The following is an 18,006-nucleotide window of genomic DNA, read 5'->3' as shown; positions in this document are numbered from 1 at the left end:
CCTCACCGCTGGCGCATCCGGTACGTCCGCGTCGCGGCCTCGATGCGGCGCTGGGTCCGGGTGCCGGGGGCCAGCGAGCGCTTGGCCCTGCCGTACAGGTAGACGCCGCCGCCGACCACCACGGCGCCGACGATCAGGTACGCGAGCGCCCCGACCAGCACGTGCAGCAGGTTCACGGCGATCCAGCCCACCACGATCACACCGGCGATCATGGCCACCAGGTACGCGATTGCCTTGCCCATCTCCGCCTCCCCTCGGCCGCCGACCGGCCGACCTCCACCATGCGCCTGCCGCGCAAGCCGCGCATCGGCGGGATCCCCGGAGCGCACCCGTAGGGGTTGCGCCGCCGCATTCACCCACGCCCCACGGGCAAATCGAATATACCGGTTATAACGGGCGACACAACCGTAGCTTGGGCCCCACCTGTGGCGACTTGGCACAGATGTCCGATTGGCCGATATCGACCGCAACCTTCCGCGGAATCCCGCCGTTGAGGGTCAGGAACCGTGCGGGCGACGCGCTCGCTCATCGGTACGACGGACACCCGGCGGAAGGAATCAGCCGTGCCCCTGCGGCGCATCCTGCGCCTGGCCCCCTGGCGGGTCCGGAAGCGCATCTTCACCTCGGTGCAGGATCGGCTGCTGCCCCGGGTCGCTCCCCACCGGCGGCTGCACGTGGCGCGGCGGATCGTGCCGCTGTCGCCGCCGCCGCGGCTGCCCACCATGCGGGTCACCCCGGACACCCCGACCATGCGGGTACGCACCGGCCAGGGCTGGATCACCGCCCGGCGCGAGCGCACGGCCAGCCCGGCCTCGGTCCGACGGGACAACCTCGCTCGGGTCACCACCGCCCTGACCGGCGCGGACGTCGACTGGTTCCGGGTACCGACCCCCGACGTGCGGCGCACCGCGGTGGCCGTACCCGCGGCCGACCGGGACCGGGTCGTGGCCCTGCTGGAGGAACTCACCGCGACCGGCGACGGCCTGCTGGAGGTCGTCGCGCCCGCGCGACGCGGCGCCGGGCGCCGGGCCGACGTGCTGCGGGTCTGCTGGCCGGTCACCGACCCGACCGGCAGCCTGCTGCTCGGTACGGACCTCGGCTGCGAGATCGAGTTCTGGCGCGAGGGCGACGGGCACCTGACCGGGCCCCGCGGCAACCCGATCGCCGACGTGATCAGGGCCGACGAGCCGGTGACCTCCGCGCCCGAATCCGCCTTCGGCCCGTTCAGCGCCGCGTCCGACCACACCCGCTACCGCACCCGCGAGGTGTTCACGCTCGCCGACCCCGACCGGATCAACTTCCCGGTCGACGTGGTCTACACCTGGGTCGACGGCGGTGACCCCGCCTGGCGCGCCCGCAAGGCCGAGGCGCTGCGCGACAACACCTGGGTGACCGGCGTCAGCGAGCAGACCGCCAACGACTCCCGGTACGCCTGCCGCGACGAGCTGCGCTACTCACTGCGCGCCCTGCACTGCTTCGCGCCCTGGGTACGGCACATCTTCATCGTCACGGACGACCAGGTGCCCGCCTGGCTGGACACGGAGCACCCGGCGATCACCGTGGTCGACCACCGGGAGATCTTCGGCGACACGGGGCGGCTGCCGACCTTCAACTCGCAGGCCATCGAGTCGCGGCTGCACCGCATTCCGGGCCTGTCTGAGCACTTCCTGTACCTCAACGACGACGTGTTCCTGGGCCACCCGGTCACCCCCGACCTGTTCTTCACTCCGGGCGGGCTGACCCGGTTCTTCCCGTCGAGCGCGCGGGTCGACTCCGCCCCGGCGAGCCCCGACGACGCGCCTGTCAACTCGGCCGGCAAGAACAACCGGCGGCTCATCCGGGAGGCGTTCGGGCGGGTGCTGACCCGCAAGATGCTGCACACCCCGCACCCGTCGCGGCGCAGCGTGATCGCCGAGATCGAGCAGCGGTTCGCCGGGGACGTGGTGGCGACCGCCGAACACCAGTTCCGGCACCCCGACGACATCGCACTGCTCTCCTCGCTGCAGCAGTACTACGCGTACCTGACCGGGCGGGCGGTGCCGGGGCAGATCCGCTACCGGTACGCGGACCTGGCCGACCCGGCCACGCCGTTCAAGCTGGCGTCGCTGCTGCGGCACCGTCACCTCGACGCGTTCTGCCTCAACGACACCGAGTCCGACGCCGACGTCGCGGCGGAGCAGGCCGGGCTGGTCGCCGACTTCCTGCCCGCGTACCTGCCGTTCGTCTCGCCGTGGGAGCTGGCCGAGCCGCGGCCCGCGACTGTCGCGCTGAGCCGGCTGCGCCCGGCCCCGCCCGTGGTGGCGCGGCAGGCCACCCGCGCGGTGGCCGGTACCGGCGACCCCCGCCCGGCCGACGACCTGCCCCTGCCGTCCTCCCCGTGAGGGCCCCTGCCGTCTTTCCCGTGAGGAGTGAATCGTGAGCTACGACGTCGTGATCCTCGGCCTGGGCTACGTCGGCCTTCCGCTGGCGCATCAGGCCACCCGGGTCGGTATGCGGGTGCTCGGCTTCGACGTTTCCGAGCGCGTGGTGTCCGGGCTGGCCGCCGGGCGTTCGCACGTCGACGACCTCAGCGACGCCGACGTGGCGCAGATGATCGCGGACGGCTTCCAGCCGACCACGGACGAGTCTCTGATCGCGACCGCGTCCACCGCGGTCATCTGCGTGCCCACGCCGCTGTCCGAGGGGGACGGCCCTGACCTGTCCGCGGTGACCGGGGCGACCGGGGCGGTGGGCCGCAACCTCAAGCCCGGCATGCTGGTGGTGCTGGAATCCACCACGTATCCGGGCACCACGGACGACGTGGTCCGGCCGCTACTGGAACGGCTCTCCGGGCTCACCGCCGGGCTGGACTTCCACCTCGCCTTCTCGCCCGAGCGCATCGACCCGGGCAACCCGACGTACGGCGCGCACAACACCCCCAAGGTCGTCGGCGGGCACACGCCGGCCTGCACGGACGCCGTGGCCGCGTTCTACGGGCGGCTGGTGGAGACGGTGGTGCGCACCCGGGGCACCCGGGAGGCGGAGACCGCGAAGCTGCTGGAGAACACGTACCGGCATGTGAACATCGCGCTGGTCAACGAGATGGCCCGGTTCTGCCACGAGCTGGACATCGACCTGTGGGACGTCATCCACGCCGCGTCGACCAAGCCGTTCGGCTTCCAGGCGTTCTACCCCGGTCCGGGGGTCGGCGGGCACTGCATCCCGATCGACCCGAACTACCTGAGCCACAACGTGCGCAGCAAGCTGGGTTACCCGTTCCGGTTCGTGGAGCTGGCGCAGGAGATCAACGCGACCATGCCCGCGTACGTGGCGCGGCGCGCGCAGAACCTGCTCAACGCGGACGGGCAGGCGGTGCACGGCGCCACGGTGCTGCTGCTGGGGGTCACGTACAAGGCGAACATCGCGGACCGGCGGGAGTCGCCGGCCACGCCGCTGGCCCGGCACCTCATGTCGCTGGGCGCGACGCTGGCGTACCACGACCCGTTCGTGCCGTCGTGGCGGGTGGGTGACGTGGTGGTGCCGCGTACAGAGGACCTGGAGGGTGCGGCCGCGGCCGCCGACCTGACCATCCTCGTGCAGCACCACCGCGGGTACGACGCGGACCACCTCGCGGGCATCGCGAAGCGCTTCTTCGACACCCGCGGGGTCACCACGAGCGCGGAGGCGCACCGCCTGTGACCGCGCTCGGGACCGGCACCTCCGGGTCGAGCAGTGCACCGGTCCGTACCGCGCCGGCTCCCGCCCCGCGCCGTCGCGGGCCGCTCAGCGTCGAGCGGCCCGCGGCCCGCGCGGCCCGCCCGTCCCGGCACCGCCGCGACATCCAGGGGCTGCGCGCGGTCGCGGTGCTGCTCGTGGTGGCGTACCACTGTGGCCTGCCGCTGGTCGGGGGCGGCTACGTCGGGGTGGACGTCTTCTTCGTGATCTCCGGGTTCCTGATCACCGGGCTGCTGCTGCGCGAGGCGCGCGACACGGGCCGGATCTCCGTACCGGGCTTCTACGCGCGCCGGGCGCTGCGGCTGTTGCCCGCCGCGACGGTGGTCGTGGTGGCGACGGTCGCGATGTCTGTGTGGTGGCTGCCGCCGCTGCGGCTGCCGGACATCCTCGCGGACGCGCTGCACACCACCGGCTATGCGATGAACTGGCGCCTGGCCGTGATCGGCACGGACTACCTGAGCGCGGAGACGGACCCGTCGCCGTTGCAGCACTTCTGGTCGCTGGCCGTGGAGGAGCAGTTCTACCTGGTGTGGCCGCTGCTGCTCCTGCTGGTCGTTCGGGCGCGGGGCGATTTGTCCAGGATTGTCAAGTCTCGGATCGCCCTGCTCCTCGGCGGATTGACGGCCGTGTCGTTCCTGGTCAGCGTCTGGCAGACCCGGCACAACGCGGGCTGGGCGTACTTCGGGACGCACACCCGGGCGTGGGAACTCGGCGTCGGCGCGCTGCTGGCCCTCGGCACGGGCCGGGCCGCCCGGCTCGGCCGCCGCACGGCCCTCGCCCTGGCCGGCGCGGGGCTGATCGCGATCGCGGCCGCCGCTGTCGTCTACACCGAGGCCACCCCGTTCCCCGGGTACGCGGCCCTGCTGCCCGTCCTCGGTGCCGCCGCGGTCATCGCGGGCGGATGCGCCTGGCCCGCCCCGCCGCTGGGTCACCCGGCCCTGCAGGCGCTCGGGCGGCTGTCGTACTCGTGGTACCTGTGGCACTGGCCGCTGCTGGCGGTCTCCCCGTACCTGTGGGGTCATCCCCCGGCCTGGTGGCAGAACATCCTCGCGGCAGTGGCCGCGCTCGTCCTGGCCGCCCTGACGTACGCCCTCGTGGAGAACCCGGTCCGGCGCCTGCCCATGCTGCGCCGCCGCGCGTGGCGCGGCCTGTGCGCGGGCCTGGTGATGTCCGCCGCGTCGGTGGCGCTGTGCGTCACGCTGACCGCCGAAGCGGGCACGGCCACCTCCGGCTACCACGCGCAGCCGCTGGCCCCGCAGTCGAACGTGACGACGCTGCAGCAACGCATCGCCGACAGCGTCCACCTGCCCGGCGTGCCCGTGGACCTCACCCCGAAGCTGTCGCAGGCCGCCCTGGACAAGCCGCAGCTCTACAAGGACATGTGCTCCCCCGCCTTCACCGACTGGGTGATCAAGGACTGCGCGTACGGGGACCTGACCTCGCCCACCACCGTCGTGCTGTTCGGCGACTCGCACGCCGGGCACTGGTTCCCCGCCATGGAGGCGATCGCCCGCCAGCGGCACTGGAGGCTCGTGCCGCTGGTCAAGAGCGCCTGCTCGGCCGCGAACGTGTTCATCTACCAGGACTCGCTCAAGCGGCCGTTCACCGAGTGCGTCCGGTGGCGGCGGCTGGCGTACCAGAAGATCCGCGACCTGCACCCGGCGATGGTGGTGCTGGCGTCCGTGTCGCCCGGCGGCGGGCTGCTCGGCGTCACGGGCGACCCCGACACCGCCTGGATCCGGGCCTGGCAGTACACCTTCACGCAGGTGTCGGCGCCGGGGCGGAAGGTGTACTTCGTCAACGACACCCCGTGGCACCAGCTGGTGCCGGACTGCCTGTCGCAGCACATGACCGACCCGGCGGCCTGCGCCCACCCGCGCGACGTGGCGGTCCGCAACCCGGAACTGCGGGCGCGGGTCATGACCGCCGCCCGCAGCCAGGGGATATCGATCATCGACCCGCTGCCCTGGTTCTGCACGGCCACCGACTGCCCGGTGATCATCGGCAACGTCCTGGTCTACAAGGACCGCCACCACATCACCACGGTCTACAGCAAGCTGCTGGCGCCGCTGCTCTCCGCCGAACTCGTGCCCTGAGCCGGTACCCGCGGCGATTCGCGGAACGTCCACCGCGAGTTGATCGTGTAGTTCACCAGCGGGATCAGCATCAACGCCACGGCCTGCACGATCCGGTACGGCGCGTGCAGCAGCGCCGTACCGGCCCAGACCACCGCGGTGTTGCAGGTCAGGGCGACGGCCGTGACGACCAGGAAGCGGGCGCCGCCGACGACGTGCCGGGTCGCCGCGCGGAACACCCAGTTGCGCTGCAGCACGTACGAGACAGCGATGCTGGCCGTGAAACCCACGGTGGACGCCGCGACAGGGGGCGCGCCGAGCCCCTCGACCAGGGCCAGCGCGGTGCCGAAGTGGGTAGCGGCGCTGGCCGCGCCGCTGCATCCGTACCGGAGGAGGCGGCCGAGGTCAGCGCGGCGCACGGTCCGCCCGCTGGCCGGGCACCGCGGCCTGCTCGGGAACCGCGGAGGGAGCGTCGGCGCGGTCCTGGATCAGGTAGCGCGGGCGGCCGCGGACCTCCTCGTGGATCCGGGCCAGATACTCGCCGATCACGCCGAGGCCCAGCAGGATGAACGTGCCCATCACCAGCAGCAGCAGGATGACCGTGGGGAAGCCGGCCACCGAGCCGCCGCGCAGCCAGCGCAGCAGCGTCTGCACCCCGAGTACGGCCGCGAACCCGGCGAAGCCCACCCCCACGACCGTGACCAGGTGCAGCGGCGCCGAGGTGAACGAGGTGAGCCCGTTGACCGCGAGGCGGCACAGCCCCCCGAACGTCCACCGCGAGGCGCCGCCCTCCCGATGGTCGATGTCCACCTCGACGGTGTCGCGCGAGTAGCCGATCCAGCTGCTGGTGCCGCGGAAGAACGACGAATGCTCCGGCAGCCGCAGCAGCGCCTCCAGTGCGGGACGGCTGAGCAGGCGGAAGTCGGTGGCGTTGACCAGTTCCACGGTGGTCAGCCGGGTGAAGCCCGCGTTGAACAGCCGGGCCGCCAGGCGGCTGGGTACGGACTGGCCGGGCCGGTTGCGCTTGACCGCCTCGACCACGTGCGCGCCGGCCCGCCAGCGGCGCAGCATCTCCGGGATCGCGGCGGGCGGGTGCTGCAGGTCGGCGTCGATGACGATCACGGCGTCGCCCCTGGCGGCTTCCAGCCCGGCCAGCATCGCCGCCTCCTTGCCGAAGTTGCGGGACAGGCGCAGGCCGCGTACGCGGGGATCGCGCTCGGCCTGGCGGACCACCCGGTGCCAGGAGTCGTCGCGGGAGCCGTCGTCGACGAGGATCAGTTCGTGCCGTTGTCCGGGGACGGCCAGGACCTCGGTGAGGCGGTGCACGAAGCGGTCCACGCCCTCGCCCTCGTTGTAGACGGGGGCGATCACGGAGATCAGCGGCTCGGCGTCGCTCATCCGGCGCTCCGGCAGAACGGGACCCCGGCGATGTCGCGGGCGCCCACGTCGAGGGACTCGGCGTACCGGGTGCGGGTGGGCTCGTTGTCGGCGAAGAGGGTGTACGCGTCGTGCAGCAGCGCGCACCGGCGTTCGTCACCCGCGGCCGTTCGGTCGAACCCGGCCATCTCCAGCGCGATCCGGTTGTCCAGCAGCGACATCTGGCGGCGTGCCACCCGGTCGGAGTACGTCCGGTTGGCGGCCACGGTCCCGGCGCCCACCACAGCCAGCAGCACCAGCACCCACGTCAGCGCCCGGTACGGGCGGCGCCGCCGGGCGGTCAGCGCCACCGCTCCGAGCGCCAGCAGCAACCCGCCCGCGACCGCGGTGACCCCGCTGTCCCGCCATCCCTGCCCCCAGCGCCCCAGCCCGGCGAAACGCTGCACGTCGGCGTTGAGGCTGGCCAACGCGGCCCCGAGGGCCAGCAGGGTGACCGCGACGACGGCGCCCCCGAGCAGCTGCCCCCGGTCGGGGATGCCCAGCCGGGGCAGGTCGCGGGCGGCATGCCACACCAGCAGGCCGAGCGCGGCGAGCGCCAGCAGCGGCAGCACGCCCACGGGCCACCGGGCCCCCGCGCCGTCGGCGGCGCGGGCCCAGCCCAGCGGCGGCAGCCAGGCGCCCAGCCGCAGCGGGAACGCCGCGAGAGCGCCGGGACCCAGCACCACATCGGAGCCCTTGTAGCAGTCACCCGCCCGGCAGTAACCGGCGATGATCACCCGCACGGTCAGGAAGATCGGCAGGAAGCCCAGCCAGCAGGCGGCGACCGCGCGGGCCGCGGGGCCGGTCCAGGTGCGCCGCCGGTCCAGCCCGGACACCCAGCGGGCGCGGGCCAGCACGGTCACCGTCAGCAGCGGCACGGCGAGCGCGGCCAGCTCGTTGAAGCAGGCGATCGCGGCACCGGCCAGCGCGGCCGCCGCGGCCCGTCGCCACCCGAGCCGGAATTCCCCGGTACGGACCAGCCGGGCGAACGCCGCGGCCAGCCCCAGCACCAGCGCCGCCGTGGTCAGGTACAGCGCACCGAAGAGGATGAACACCGTGGTGTCGCCCGCCGCGACGCAGCAGCCGCCCACCGCGAACGGCAGCACCGCGGCCAGCCGCGACGGCGGGCCCGCGAACACCCTCCTCCGGGCCACGACACACTCCACGAACACCACCGCGACCACCGACAACAGCATGGCCGCCGCGCAGGTGACCAGCCGCAGCGCGATGTTCGCGGGCAGGTGCAGCAGGTCGGTGAGCAGGTAGACGCCGAGGTCGATGACCCCCTCGACCATCCGGCCGAGCGGCCGGAAGTTGCCCAGCCGCAGGTAGGTCGGCAGCACGTCGATGGTGCCCGTGACGATGCCGAGCGGGTCGGTGCGGTACAGCCCGCCGTGCCAGTAGATGTTGAACCGGTGGTCCCCCGACGGCGCCAGCGTCGTGAGGGGCGCCAGCACGATCAGCGGGATCAGCGCGGCGCGCAGCACCGCCCGCCGCCACAGCGGGCCGACCGGGACGGCGTCCGGTGGGCCGGCGGCGGGCGCGGCGGGCCCCGACGAGGTACCGGGCCGCGGCTTCACCACATCGACGGTCACACGGGGCAAAACGACACCGGCCGGTTTCCGTTGCGCAGGGCCTTCTGGTTGAGCTGGGCCGCCAGCGTCGCGCGCTGCCGTCAGCCGACCACCGCGTCGCTGCGGTCGGGGTCGCTGCGGTCGGGGCGGCGCTGTCCGGGTACCCCCCTGGTCAGCTCCTCGTACAGGCGGGCGTAGAGGTGGGCGTTGGCCGCCCACGTGCGCTCCCTGCGTACCCAGGCGGCACCGGCCTCGGCCAGCTCACGGCGGCGGTCCGGGTCGGCCAGCAGGCGGCGCAGCACCTGGACGAGCGAGGCGGGATCACCCGCGCTGAACAGCTCCGCGGCGCCGCTCTCCCGCGCGATGCCGGCCAGCGCCCGCACGTCGGAGAGCACCACCGCGCGGCCCGTCGCGAACGCCTCGAACGGCTTCAGCGGCGTGACCAGGTGACAGACCTCGATGGGTGGACGCGACACCACGAAGATGTCGATCAGGCTGTAGTAGCGCAGCACCTGCTCGTGCGGGACCTGCCCGGTGAAGTGCACACCGGACACGCCGAGATCCGCGGCGAGCTGCTGCAGGTTCTCCCGTTCCACGCCGTCGCCGACGATCAGCAGGGCGAGGTCGCCGTCGAGCTGCGCGTACGCGCGGATGAGCGTGCCCACGTCCTCGTACTCGGTCAGCGAGGAGATGTAGCCGACGACCGTGGTGTCCGCCGGGATGCCCAGCTGCTCGGCCAGTTCGGCGTCCCGGGACAACACGGGGAACCGGTCGGTGTCCACCGCGTTGGGCACCACGTGGATCCGCTCGCGGGGTACCCCGCCCAGGACGATCCGTTCGGCCATGACCTCGGCGAGCGTGACGACCCGGTCGGCCTCCCGGCGGCACCGGTCCTCCAGGTCCCGGCGCATCCGGTAGATGTCGGGCTCGCCGTACTTCGCCATCACCTCTGGGTAGTCCCATCCGGCGCGCTGGATCTGGCGGGAGAGCCAGTTCTCCTCCCAGAAGCCGCGCGTCTCGTAGACGACGGGGATCCCGTACGCCCGGCCGATGGCCAGGGCGGTCAGCGCGTTGAGGTAGTTCGAGGCGGCGTGCAGCACGGCCGGACGCAGCTCGCGGACCAGTTCGGCGGTCCGTTCGACGTGCTCACGCAACCACTGGTCCAGCGGCACTGTGCCCGCCGCCGGGCCCGTGATGCGGTGGTAGGTGATGCCGTCGATCACCGCGTCGGTGCCCCCGCCGAAGCCGAGTTCCGTGGCGACGTGCGGGTCCAGGCCGGCGGCCTGCTGCGCGGTGGCGATGAAGTGGGTGCGCAACGTGTAGCCCGCCTGCGCCTCGGGCAGGGACTTACCGACCAGGTGCAGGACCCGGTTGGGCACGAGCGCCCCCGGTTCCCGCACGGCCACCGACGGCACGTACGTGCCGGAGAGGACCGCGTGTTCGCCCCGCAGGTTGGCCAGGGCGCGCCGGTCGTTGGGCTTGTCCCACTTGACGCAGAGCTGGGCCATCTCCTCGGCGTGCGCAAGGTAGCCGCTGCGGTGCAGGTCCCGCCGGAGCCGGCGGTAGGTCGGCAGCGAGATGGCCTCGGCCGCGCTGCGCCCGGCCAGCTCGAAGGCGGGCAGCACGTCGCCGCGTTCGGCCAGCGCGTCCAGCACCAGGGGCCCGAGGGCGGCGGGGAACTCCCGTCCGGCGGCGCGGGTCTGGTCGTACAGCTCCAGGGCGAGGTGGGCCTGCACCCGGTCGGCGTCACGGACCCGTTCGGTGGTGGCGCGCAGCCGCTTGGCCTGGCGGCCCAGCGCCATGCGCAGCTCACGTTGCTCCCACAGCGCGCTGCCCAGGATCGCGGCCACCACGAACGACTCCACGATCAGTACGGGCCAGGAGCGGGTCGCGGCGGCGACAATCAGACCGGCGACCAGTACGCAGCCGAGCGCCCCGTAGCGGACCCGCCGCGGCACGCGGCGGACCAGGTCTTTGACGCGGCGGGCGGGCATGGGGACTCCTAGTGCGTGCGGAATCGGTGCGACGCTGACGCGCCGCCCCTCGATGAACGAGACGACAGTGCGGGATGTAGCGCTTTGTCCCGAATCTCTGCAGTATGCCCGGCGTTGTACAGCACGTTCCCCCGACGCACCGACGGAGGTTGTTCATGCCCGGCCCCGTACTGCACGTCACCGGCGCGCGGCCCAACTTCCCCAAGGCGGCGCCCGTGCACCGGGCCCTCGCCGAGCGGGGGGTCGAACAGCAGCTCGTACACACCGGACAGCACTACGGGCAGCAGATGTTCGACGTGTTCCTGCGCCAGCTCGACCTGCCGCACCCGGACGTCAACCTCGGCGTCGGCTCGGGCAGCCACGCCACACAGACCGCGGCCGTACTGACCGCCGTGGAGGAGCTGCTGCTGCAGCGGCGCCCCGCACTGCTGGTCGTCTACGGCGACGTCAACTCGACCGTCGCCGCCGCCCTGGCCGCCGCGAAACTCGGGATCCGCGTCGCACACGTGGAGGCGGGCCTGCGCAGCTTCGACCGCACCATGCCCGAGGAGATCAACCGCGTGGTCACCGACCGCATCGCGGACACCCTCTTCGCCACCAGCCCCGACGCTGTCGCTCACCTGGGCAACGAGGGGATCGCGGCGGACCGCATCCACCTGGTCGGCAACCCGATGATCGACACGCTGCTGGCCAACCTGGACCGTTTCGACGCGGCGAAGGCCCGCGCCGAACACGGCCTCGACGGCCCGTACGTGGTGGCCACCCTGCACCGGCCCGCCAACGTGGACCGCCCCGCCGACGCCGCCGAACTCGTCCACGCCGTGCACGCCGTCGCCGACCAGGCCGACGTCGTCCTGCCGCTGCACCCGCGGGGACGCGAACGGCTGCGGTCCGTGGGCCTGTTCGACCACCCCCGGATCCGGGTCCTCGAACCCCTCGGGTACGTCGAGTTCCTGGGCCTGGTGCGGGGCGCCGAAGCCGTCGTCACCGACTCGGGCGGGGTGCAGGAGGAGACCACCGTCCTCGGCGTACCCTGCCTCACCATCCGCCCCAACACCGAACGGCCCGTCACCATCACGCACGGCACCAACTGCCTCGTCACCCGCGCCACGCTGGCCGCCGAGGTCGAGCAGCGGCTGCGCGCCGGACGGCCGCAGACGTGGCCGACCCCGCCGCTGTGGGACGGCCACGCCGGGCAACGGATCGCCGACGTCCTCGTGCGCGAACTCTGAGCCGCCCGTCAGGACGGTACGACCGACACGGCCGGGGGCGGCACGTACGCGAGCGCGGTGAACCGGCCGACCACCGGGAACTCCGGCAGCGAGGCCCCCAGCGCAGCGCTCGCCGCGCGGGCACCCGGCCCGTCGTCGACCACGACCACCGCGTCACCGGTCAGCCGCGGGCCGAACACCCGCAGGGCGGCACCGACGCGCCGGGCCGTGGCCATGCCCGCCGGACCGTCCACCACGAGCAGGTCGACGTCGCGCAGTTCCGTCAGGGCGGTCCACTCGTACCAGCCCGCGGTGTCGCTGCCCGGCCGGGCGTCCGACAGCGGCGCGTGGACGACCTCGGCGACCTGGGCCAGTCCGTGCGCGGCGGCCAGCGCCCGGATCCGCTCGGCGGTGTCCCTGTCGTGCTCCACCGCGACGAGGCGGCCACCGGCGGCCTCCACCGCGTACGCGAGCCACACCGCGGCCGAGCCCGCGCCGAGGGTGACCACCACGGCGGGCTGCCGGGCGCGCACCAGATGCAGCAGGCCGAGCAGGTCGGCGGCGCCGCACCCGGCGTCGGCCGAGAACGGCATCGGGGCGCGCGGCGTCACCAGCCGGTAGACCTGCAGCGCCGCCTCCGCCTCGCTGCTCTGCTCGCGCAGCAGCAGCCGGGTGACCTCCTGGGCGTCGCGGTCGTCGCGGGCCAGCCGCGCCGTCAGATCCCGGTGCCGGGTGGCCGCGGCGACGCGTTCGGTCTCACCGGTGGCCACCATCCGGCGTTGCGTCTCCTCCAGCAGCACCCGCAGGTCCCGCAGCGAGGCCCGGTGGGCGCGGATCAGGCCGCCGAGGCGCCGGGACACCTGCATGAGGCCGACGAGGGCCGCACCGAGGAGACCGGCCAGCAGCGTCATCGCGACCGCGCCCTGCCCGGCCGCCGACGCTCCCGCAACGCCCAGGCACAGCACGACGATCGCGGTCAGGGCCATCCCCTGCCGCGACGTGAGGCTGTGCAGCCGCGCGATCTGGCCGCGGGCGAACCGCAGCAGCGTGCTCATCCGTCTCCTCCGGTGCTGGTTGAACTGACGTTTCGGTAACGCCCGCCGTCAGCGCGGCGTTACGCGGTCTCCCACCGGGCCGGGTCAGCGGGCCGGGGTCAGCGCGCCGCGCGGCACCGGCAACGTGGCGCCGGGGCGGCCCAGCAGGTCGCCGATCCGGGCCGCGAAACGCCCCGGGTGGTAGGCCGCGGCGGCCAGCTCGTACGCCTGCCGGCTGCGGGCGGCGAAGCAACCGGGGTCGGCGGTGTACCGGGCCAGGACGGCCGGCACGGCGTCCGGCTCGGCGTACACGGCGACGTCGCCGTACTGCGGGGCCAGCCGCTCGGGCAGCAGCACCACGCAGCCCGCCGCGGCGGCCTCCAGGACGGGCTGCGACCAGCGGCCCACCTCGTTCGGGTGTGGATAGTGCAGGTAGCAGTCGAGCTGGTGCAGGAAGGGTCCCGGCTCCAGGTCTGTCGCCTCGAAGCACAGCCAGGACGGCGGCATCTCCCCGGCCGGGCGCAACCGGTCGGGCATGCGTACCCGGATGTCGGCGTCGCCGCCGAGCCGCCGCAGCGCGGCCAGAACGTCGGCCCGGTCCCCCGGCAGACCGCCCTGGTCGCACAGGTCGACGCCGACCGTCGGCCGGCGACCGGCGAGCCCGGCGCGTGGGCCCGCGCCGTCACCCGGCGCGACCACGAACGGCACGTCGTCCGGCAATACCGCCAGGGCCGGCTCCGCGTCCCGCAGCGCGCGCCGGATCGCCGGATCCTGCGGCCACCACACCGGATCGGCGCCGAACAGCTCCCGCGCCGCCACGGCGCAGGCGGCCGTCGTGTACCGGTGATCCGTGCCGTCGGCCTTCGCGGGCGCCCGGTCGGCCACCACGATCACCCGCTGCGCCGTGATCCGACCGGGGCGCCCACCGGCGAACTGCAGGACCGCCGCGTGCCGGACCAGCACCAGGTCCGCGTCCGTACGCTGCCCGATCTCGACGTGGTCGATCGACCCGTCGTTCACGAGCTGCTGGAGTTCGCCGATCGGCGAGAGCCGCCGCTGCCGGACGTACCGGTAGGTCTCCAGGTGGGCGACCGCGACCCGGCGGCCCGCCTCGACCAGCGCACGCAGCTCGGCGATCGCGGCCCGTTGCGGGCTCTGCCAGAACCGCCAGTCGGCCACCACGATCACGTCGTAGCGGCGGGGCGAGGCGGTGTCGCCGGGGCGGCGGGTCAGATGTTCCGGGGCCCGGAACGGCCGCTCCACCGCGTCGCGCGGCCGGTACGGATCCACCTCCCCGGCCGCGATCCGTTCATGCCACCGCAGGTACGCCGAGCTGTACGCCACCCGCGCCGGATGCATCCAGTACGCCCGGATCTCGGCCCGCGACAGCGAGTGCTCCGACAACCGGATCAGCGCCAGCGGCTCCATCTCCAGGTGGCGAACGGCATCGGCGCCGAACGTCGCGCCGATCCGTCCGATGTACTCGGAATCACCGGCCTTGCGCACCTCGTCGAAGTAGCCGATGCGCCGCATCACCTCGTCGCGCCGGAACAGCAACGACGACGGGTTGAACCGGCCGCTGCGCACCCCCGGCCGGTTGATCAGCAACTGGTCGGTGACCGACAACCCGTCCGAGGTGGTGGCGACCAGCCGCGGCGTCGCCAGCAACGGCTGCACCTGCAACTCCAGGCGCCGCGGATGGGACCAGTCGTCGGCGTCCTGGAACGCGACGAACTCGCCGGCGCAGGCCGCGAGTCCCGCGTTGCGGGCCGCGTACGTGCCCGCGTTGACCGCCAGCTTGACCAGCCGTACCCGTGGGTCGAGGGCGGCCACGGCGGCCAGCTCCGCGTCGTACTCCGGCGGGGAGCCGTCGTCGACCAGCACCACCTCCAGGTTCTGCCACGTCTGCGCCAGGATCGACCGGACCGCCGTGTGCAGGCTGCGGTCCGGCTTGTACGCGGGCACGACCACGGAGATCTGGTGCGGCGCCGGCACCGGTTCGGCCTCGGCCGTGCCGAGCCGGTCGAACGGGGTGGGCGCCTCCGGGTCGAGCAGCACCGGCGCGGGCTCGGGCAACAGCGCCCGGAACGCGTCGAGCCACGGCTCCTGCGGGCGCCCCTCGACGGCGAACGGGTTCGCCAGGTCGAGCAGGATCCCGGCCCGGGTGGCCCGCTTCATGTCGGCGTACGCGGCCAGCAGCTCGGGCACCCGGTCGGGTCCCTGCTCGGCCAGCACCAGCTGGGCGTGCAGCCCCTGGTGCACGGCCGACAGGGCGCCCGGCCCGTACCCGGCGTACACCAGGTCGAGCAGGCCGAGGGCGTCGCGGCGGTCGTCGGGCCGCAGGTCCTGGAACGCCAGCAGTTGCGCGAGCGCGGCCACCGCCCCGGGATCGACGGCTCCGGCGTGCCCGATCAGCCAGGCCTGGTCACCGGCGCGGGCCGCGGACAGCAGCTCCGCCAGGGTGCCGGCGTCGCCGAGGGCCGCACGGGCCAGCAGCAGCCGGGCGTCCTGGGACCGGTTCCGGATGGCGGTGACGGGCAGCGCGGAACGCAGGGCGGGCCCGATGACCGCGATGTGATCGTCCAGCAGGGCCGTGGGATGGGTCGCCGACGCCGGCTGACGTTCTGGCATGCTGCGCGCGCACCTCTTCGATCCGTCGGCGCCGGCCGCCGACGCCCTCGAAGTGCCAACGGCGGCGCCGCGCCGAGGTGACGCGCCGGATCAGACAGCGGCCAGGACGGCGGCGCCGATCCGTTCCCGCTGCGCCGGGTCGGCCCCCGCCCCCACGAGGTAGAACGCGTCCACGACGTCGCCGCCGAGGGTGGAGATGCGGGCGGCGCGCACCTCGGCACCGACCTCGTCGAGCGCCGAGGCGACCCGGTACAGCAGGCCGGGCGAGTCGGCGGCGCGCAGTTCGAGGATGACCGCGTCGGTCGCGGCCCCGCCCTGCCACACCACGCGGGGTGCGGCGCCACTGCGGGAGTTCATGGCGCGGGCCCGGACCCGCTGGGTGACCGAGACGTCGCCCGCGGCGACCCGGCGCAGGTCGGCGGCGAGGGCGACCGGGTCGGCGGGCGAGCCGTACCGGGGCTGGGTCCAGAACTCGACGATGGCGCGGCCGTCCACCGCGGACGCGTCCGCGGAGAGCACGTCCAGGCGGTGCAGGGTCAGGCATGCGGTGACCTGGGCCAGCAGGCCGCGCCGGTCGGCGGCGGCGACCGCGACCCGGTCGCCGTCGAGGTGTACGGCGGGCAGATCGCCGGCCAGCAGCGCCGGGTCGGCGGCGGGCGGATCGGGCAGCTCCCCGGTGTCCATTGCCGTGTGGACGCGGCGCACGAGGTCCGCCAGCAGCCGCCCCTTCCAGTCGGACCAGGCGGCGGGCCCGGTGGCGTGCGAATCGGCGCGGGCCAGGGCGTGCAGCAGGTCCAGGGTGGCGGCGTCCCCGACGGCCCCGGCGACGGTGGAGATGGTGACCGGGTCGGCGAGGTCGCGCCGGGTCGCGGCGTCGGGCAGCAGCAGGTGCAGCCGGACCAGCTTCTCGATCGTGGCGACGTCGGCGGGCGGCAGCCCGATCCGGGCGGCGATGTGCGCGGCGACCGGCGCCCCCGCTTCACTGTGGTCGCCCGGCAGGCCCTTGCCCACGTCGTGCAGGAACGCGCCGAGCAGCAGCAGGTCGGGCCGGTCCACCTCGCGGGTGTACGCGCTGGCCTCGTACGCGGCCTGGACGAGGTGCCGGTCCAGGGTGAACCGGTGCACCGGGTGGTGCTGCGGCAGGCTGCGCATGCGGGCCCACTCGGGCAGCCACGCGTCGATCAGGCCGTACCGGTCGCAGGTCTCCCAGGCGGGCAGCAGGCCGGGGCCGGAGCCGAGCAGCGACACCAGGGCGGCGCGGGCGGCGGGCGGCCATGGGGTGGGCAGCGGCGGACAGAACGCGGCCAGCCACTCGCAGGTGGCCCGCGCGATGGGCAGCCGGTGGGCGGCGGCCGCGGCGGCCACCCGCAGCGACAGCGTGGGGTCGGGCACGGGCCCGATCGCGGTACGCGCCAGCACCAGCTCGCCGTCCTGCTCGACGACGTCGCGGGCGACCGGCCGGCGTACCGGCCCACCGGCCGGCAGGCCGCGGCGGCGCCCGTTGCGCAGCCGGTCCGCGGCCCGCCAGGCGTCGTCGAGCGCGTGCGCGACGGTACGGGCATCGCCCGCGACCCGGCGCAGCAGCGCGTCGCCGTGGCTGACGGATTCGGTGGGCCCGTGGGCCGCGTCCGGTGTGGGCAGCGGCAGGTCGAGCAGGTCGGCGACGGTGGCGCGTTCCTGGGCGACGAGCCGGTCGACGCGCCGCCCGACCGCGAGGTGCAGCGCGTCACGGGTGTCGAGCAGGCGTACGTGGGCGGCGCGGACGGCGGGCCGCATGGTGTCGGCGACGCCGGTGCGGCCGATGGCGCGCAGCAGGGTGACGTCGCGCAGGCCGCCCGCGGCCTCCTTCAGGTCGCCTTCGAGCAGGAAGGCCAGCTCGCCGTGGGTGGCCCAGCGGGCGAGGGTGATCTCCTTGAGCTGCGGCAGCAGCCGTACGGCGGTGCGCCGCCACTGGTCGGCCACGGCGGTGACGAGTTCCGCGGAGAGCTGCTCGTCGCCCGCGACGTGCCGGGCGTCGAGCAGGCCGAGCGCGACCTTGACGTCGTCGTGCGCGACGGACAGCGCCTCCGGCACGGTACGCACGGAGTGGTCGAGCCCGAGCCGGGCGTCCCAGATCGGATACCACAGCGCCGACGCGATCCGGTCGATCCCGGCGGTGCCCCGGTGCAGCAGCACCAGGTCGAGGTCGCTGTAGGGGGCGCATTCGCGGCGGCCGAGCCCGCCGACCGCCAGCAGGCTGACCCCTGGCACGTGAGCCGGGAACAGGTCGGCCAGCCAGGTGTCGAGCGCCGCCGCCCGCGCGGCGCGGGCGGCGGCACCGAGGTGTTCGCGCAGGGTGTGCAGTGAGTCGCCGGCAG

12 protein-coding genes are annotated in these 18,006 nt (G+C 74.1%); 4 read left to right on the top strand and 8 right to left on the bottom strand.

The window, feature by feature from the left end:
- Window positions 1–2: 2 nt before the first annotated feature.
- A complete protein-coding gene (locus ACMCNN_RS05520) occupies window positions 3–242 on the bottom strand; it encodes a hypothetical protein (RefSeq protein ID WP_412745085.1) in 240 nt (79 codons plus the stop codon).
- A 321-nt stretch (window positions 243–563) separates the two neighbouring features.
- Between ACMCNN_RS05520 and ACMCNN_RS05515 the strand changes: the two genes are divergently transcribed.
- Genes ACMCNN_RS05515 through ACMCNN_RS05505 form a run of 3 tightly spaced genes read left to right on the top strand, consistent with a single transcriptional unit; the run spans window position 564 to window position 5,810 of the window.
- On the top strand, window positions 564–2,381 hold the full coding sequence (locus ACMCNN_RS05515; RefSeq protein WP_412745084.1) for a stealth family protein: 1,818 nt from the start codon (window positions 564–566) through the stop codon (window positions 2,379–2,381).
- 34 nt (window positions 2,382–2,415) lie between these two features.
- Window positions 2,416–3,678, top strand: coding sequence for a nucleotide sugar dehydrogenase (locus tag ACMCNN_RS05510; protein WP_412745083.1), 1,263 nt, complete (start codon window positions 2,416–2,418; stop codon window positions 3,676–3,678).
- Window positions 3,675–5,810: an acyltransferase family protein gene (locus ACMCNN_RS05505; protein ID WP_412745082.1), complete on the top strand. Its 2,136-nt coding sequence runs from the start codon at window positions 3,675–3,677 to the stop codon at window positions 5,808–5,810. The genes ACMCNN_RS05510 and ACMCNN_RS05505 overlap by 4 nt, the downstream gene beginning before the upstream one ends.
- Here ACMCNN_RS05505 and ACMCNN_RS05500 read toward each other — a convergent pair.
- The 4 genes from ACMCNN_RS05500 to ACMCNN_RS05485 all read right to left on the bottom strand — a co-directional run bounded on the left by ACMCNN_RS05500 (window position 5,762) and on the right by ACMCNN_RS05485 (window position 10,773).
- Window positions 5,762–6,208: a GtrA family protein gene (locus tag ACMCNN_RS05500; protein ID WP_412745081.1), complete on the bottom strand. Its 447-nt coding sequence runs from the start codon at window positions 6,206–6,208 to the stop codon at window positions 5,762–5,764. The two genes, ACMCNN_RS05505 and ACMCNN_RS05500, sit on opposite strands and share 49 nt — an antisense overlap.
- Complete coding sequence (locus ACMCNN_RS05495; RefSeq protein ID WP_412745080.1) at window positions 6,195–7,187, bottom strand: glycosyltransferase family 2 protein; 993 nt, start codon at window positions 7,185–7,187, stop codon at window positions 6,195–6,197. The genes ACMCNN_RS05500 and ACMCNN_RS05495 overlap by 14 nt, the downstream gene beginning before the upstream one ends.
- Window positions 7,184–8,785 (bottom strand): hypothetical protein, encoded by a 1,602-nt coding sequence (locus ACMCNN_RS05490; RefSeq protein WP_412745079.1) that lies wholly within the window; start codon window positions 8,783–8,785, stop codon window positions 7,184–7,186. Before ACMCNN_RS05490 ends, ACMCNN_RS05495 begins: the two co-directional genes overlap by 4 nt.
- Before the next feature lie 95 nt (window positions 8,786–8,880).
- Window positions 8,881–10,773 (bottom strand): glycosyltransferase, encoded by a 1,893-nt coding sequence (locus tag ACMCNN_RS05485; RefSeq protein ID WP_412745078.1) that lies wholly within the window; start codon window positions 10,771–10,773, stop codon window positions 8,881–8,883.
- 155 nt (window positions 10,774–10,928) lie between these two features.
- Here ACMCNN_RS05485 and wecB point away from each other — a divergent pair, with 155 nt between their 5' ends.
- Entirely contained in the window at window positions 10,929–12,005 is a 1,077-nt protein-coding gene (gene wecB, locus ACMCNN_RS05480; protein ID WP_412745077.1) for a non-hydrolyzing UDP-N-acetylglucosamine 2-epimerase, read from the top strand.
- A gap of 8 nt (window positions 12,006–12,013) precedes the next feature.
- Here the strand turns inward: wecB and ACMCNN_RS05475 are convergent, their stop codons facing one another.
- The 3 genes from ACMCNN_RS05475 to ACMCNN_RS05465 all read right to left on the bottom strand — a co-directional run bounded on the left by ACMCNN_RS05475 (window position 12,014) and on the right by ACMCNN_RS05465 (window position 17,992).
- Window positions 12,014–13,039 (bottom strand): class I SAM-dependent methyltransferase, encoded by a 1,026-nt coding sequence (locus tag ACMCNN_RS05475; protein WP_412745076.1) that lies wholly within the window; start codon window positions 13,037–13,039, stop codon window positions 12,014–12,016.
- A gap of 84 nt (window positions 13,040–13,123) precedes the next feature.
- Entirely contained in the window at window positions 13,124–15,649 is a 2,526-nt protein-coding gene (locus ACMCNN_RS05470) for a glycosyltransferase (RefSeq protein WP_412745075.1), read from the bottom strand.
- Window positions 15,650–15,739: 90 nt separating this feature from the next.
- Window positions 15,740–17,992: a [protein-PII] uridylyltransferase gene (locus ACMCNN_RS05465; protein WP_412747064.1), complete on the bottom strand. Its 2,253-nt coding sequence runs from the start codon at window positions 17,990–17,992 to the stop codon at window positions 15,740–15,742.
- Window positions 17,993–18,006: the final 14 nt, after the last annotated feature.

The sequence above is a fragment of the Krasilnikovia sp. MM14-A1004 genome (assembly GCF_047159485.1).
GTDB lineage: Bacteria > Actinomycetota > Actinomycetes > Mycobacteriales > Micromonosporaceae > Actinoplanes.
This window is presented reverse-complemented; position numbering and strand designations above follow the sequence as displayed.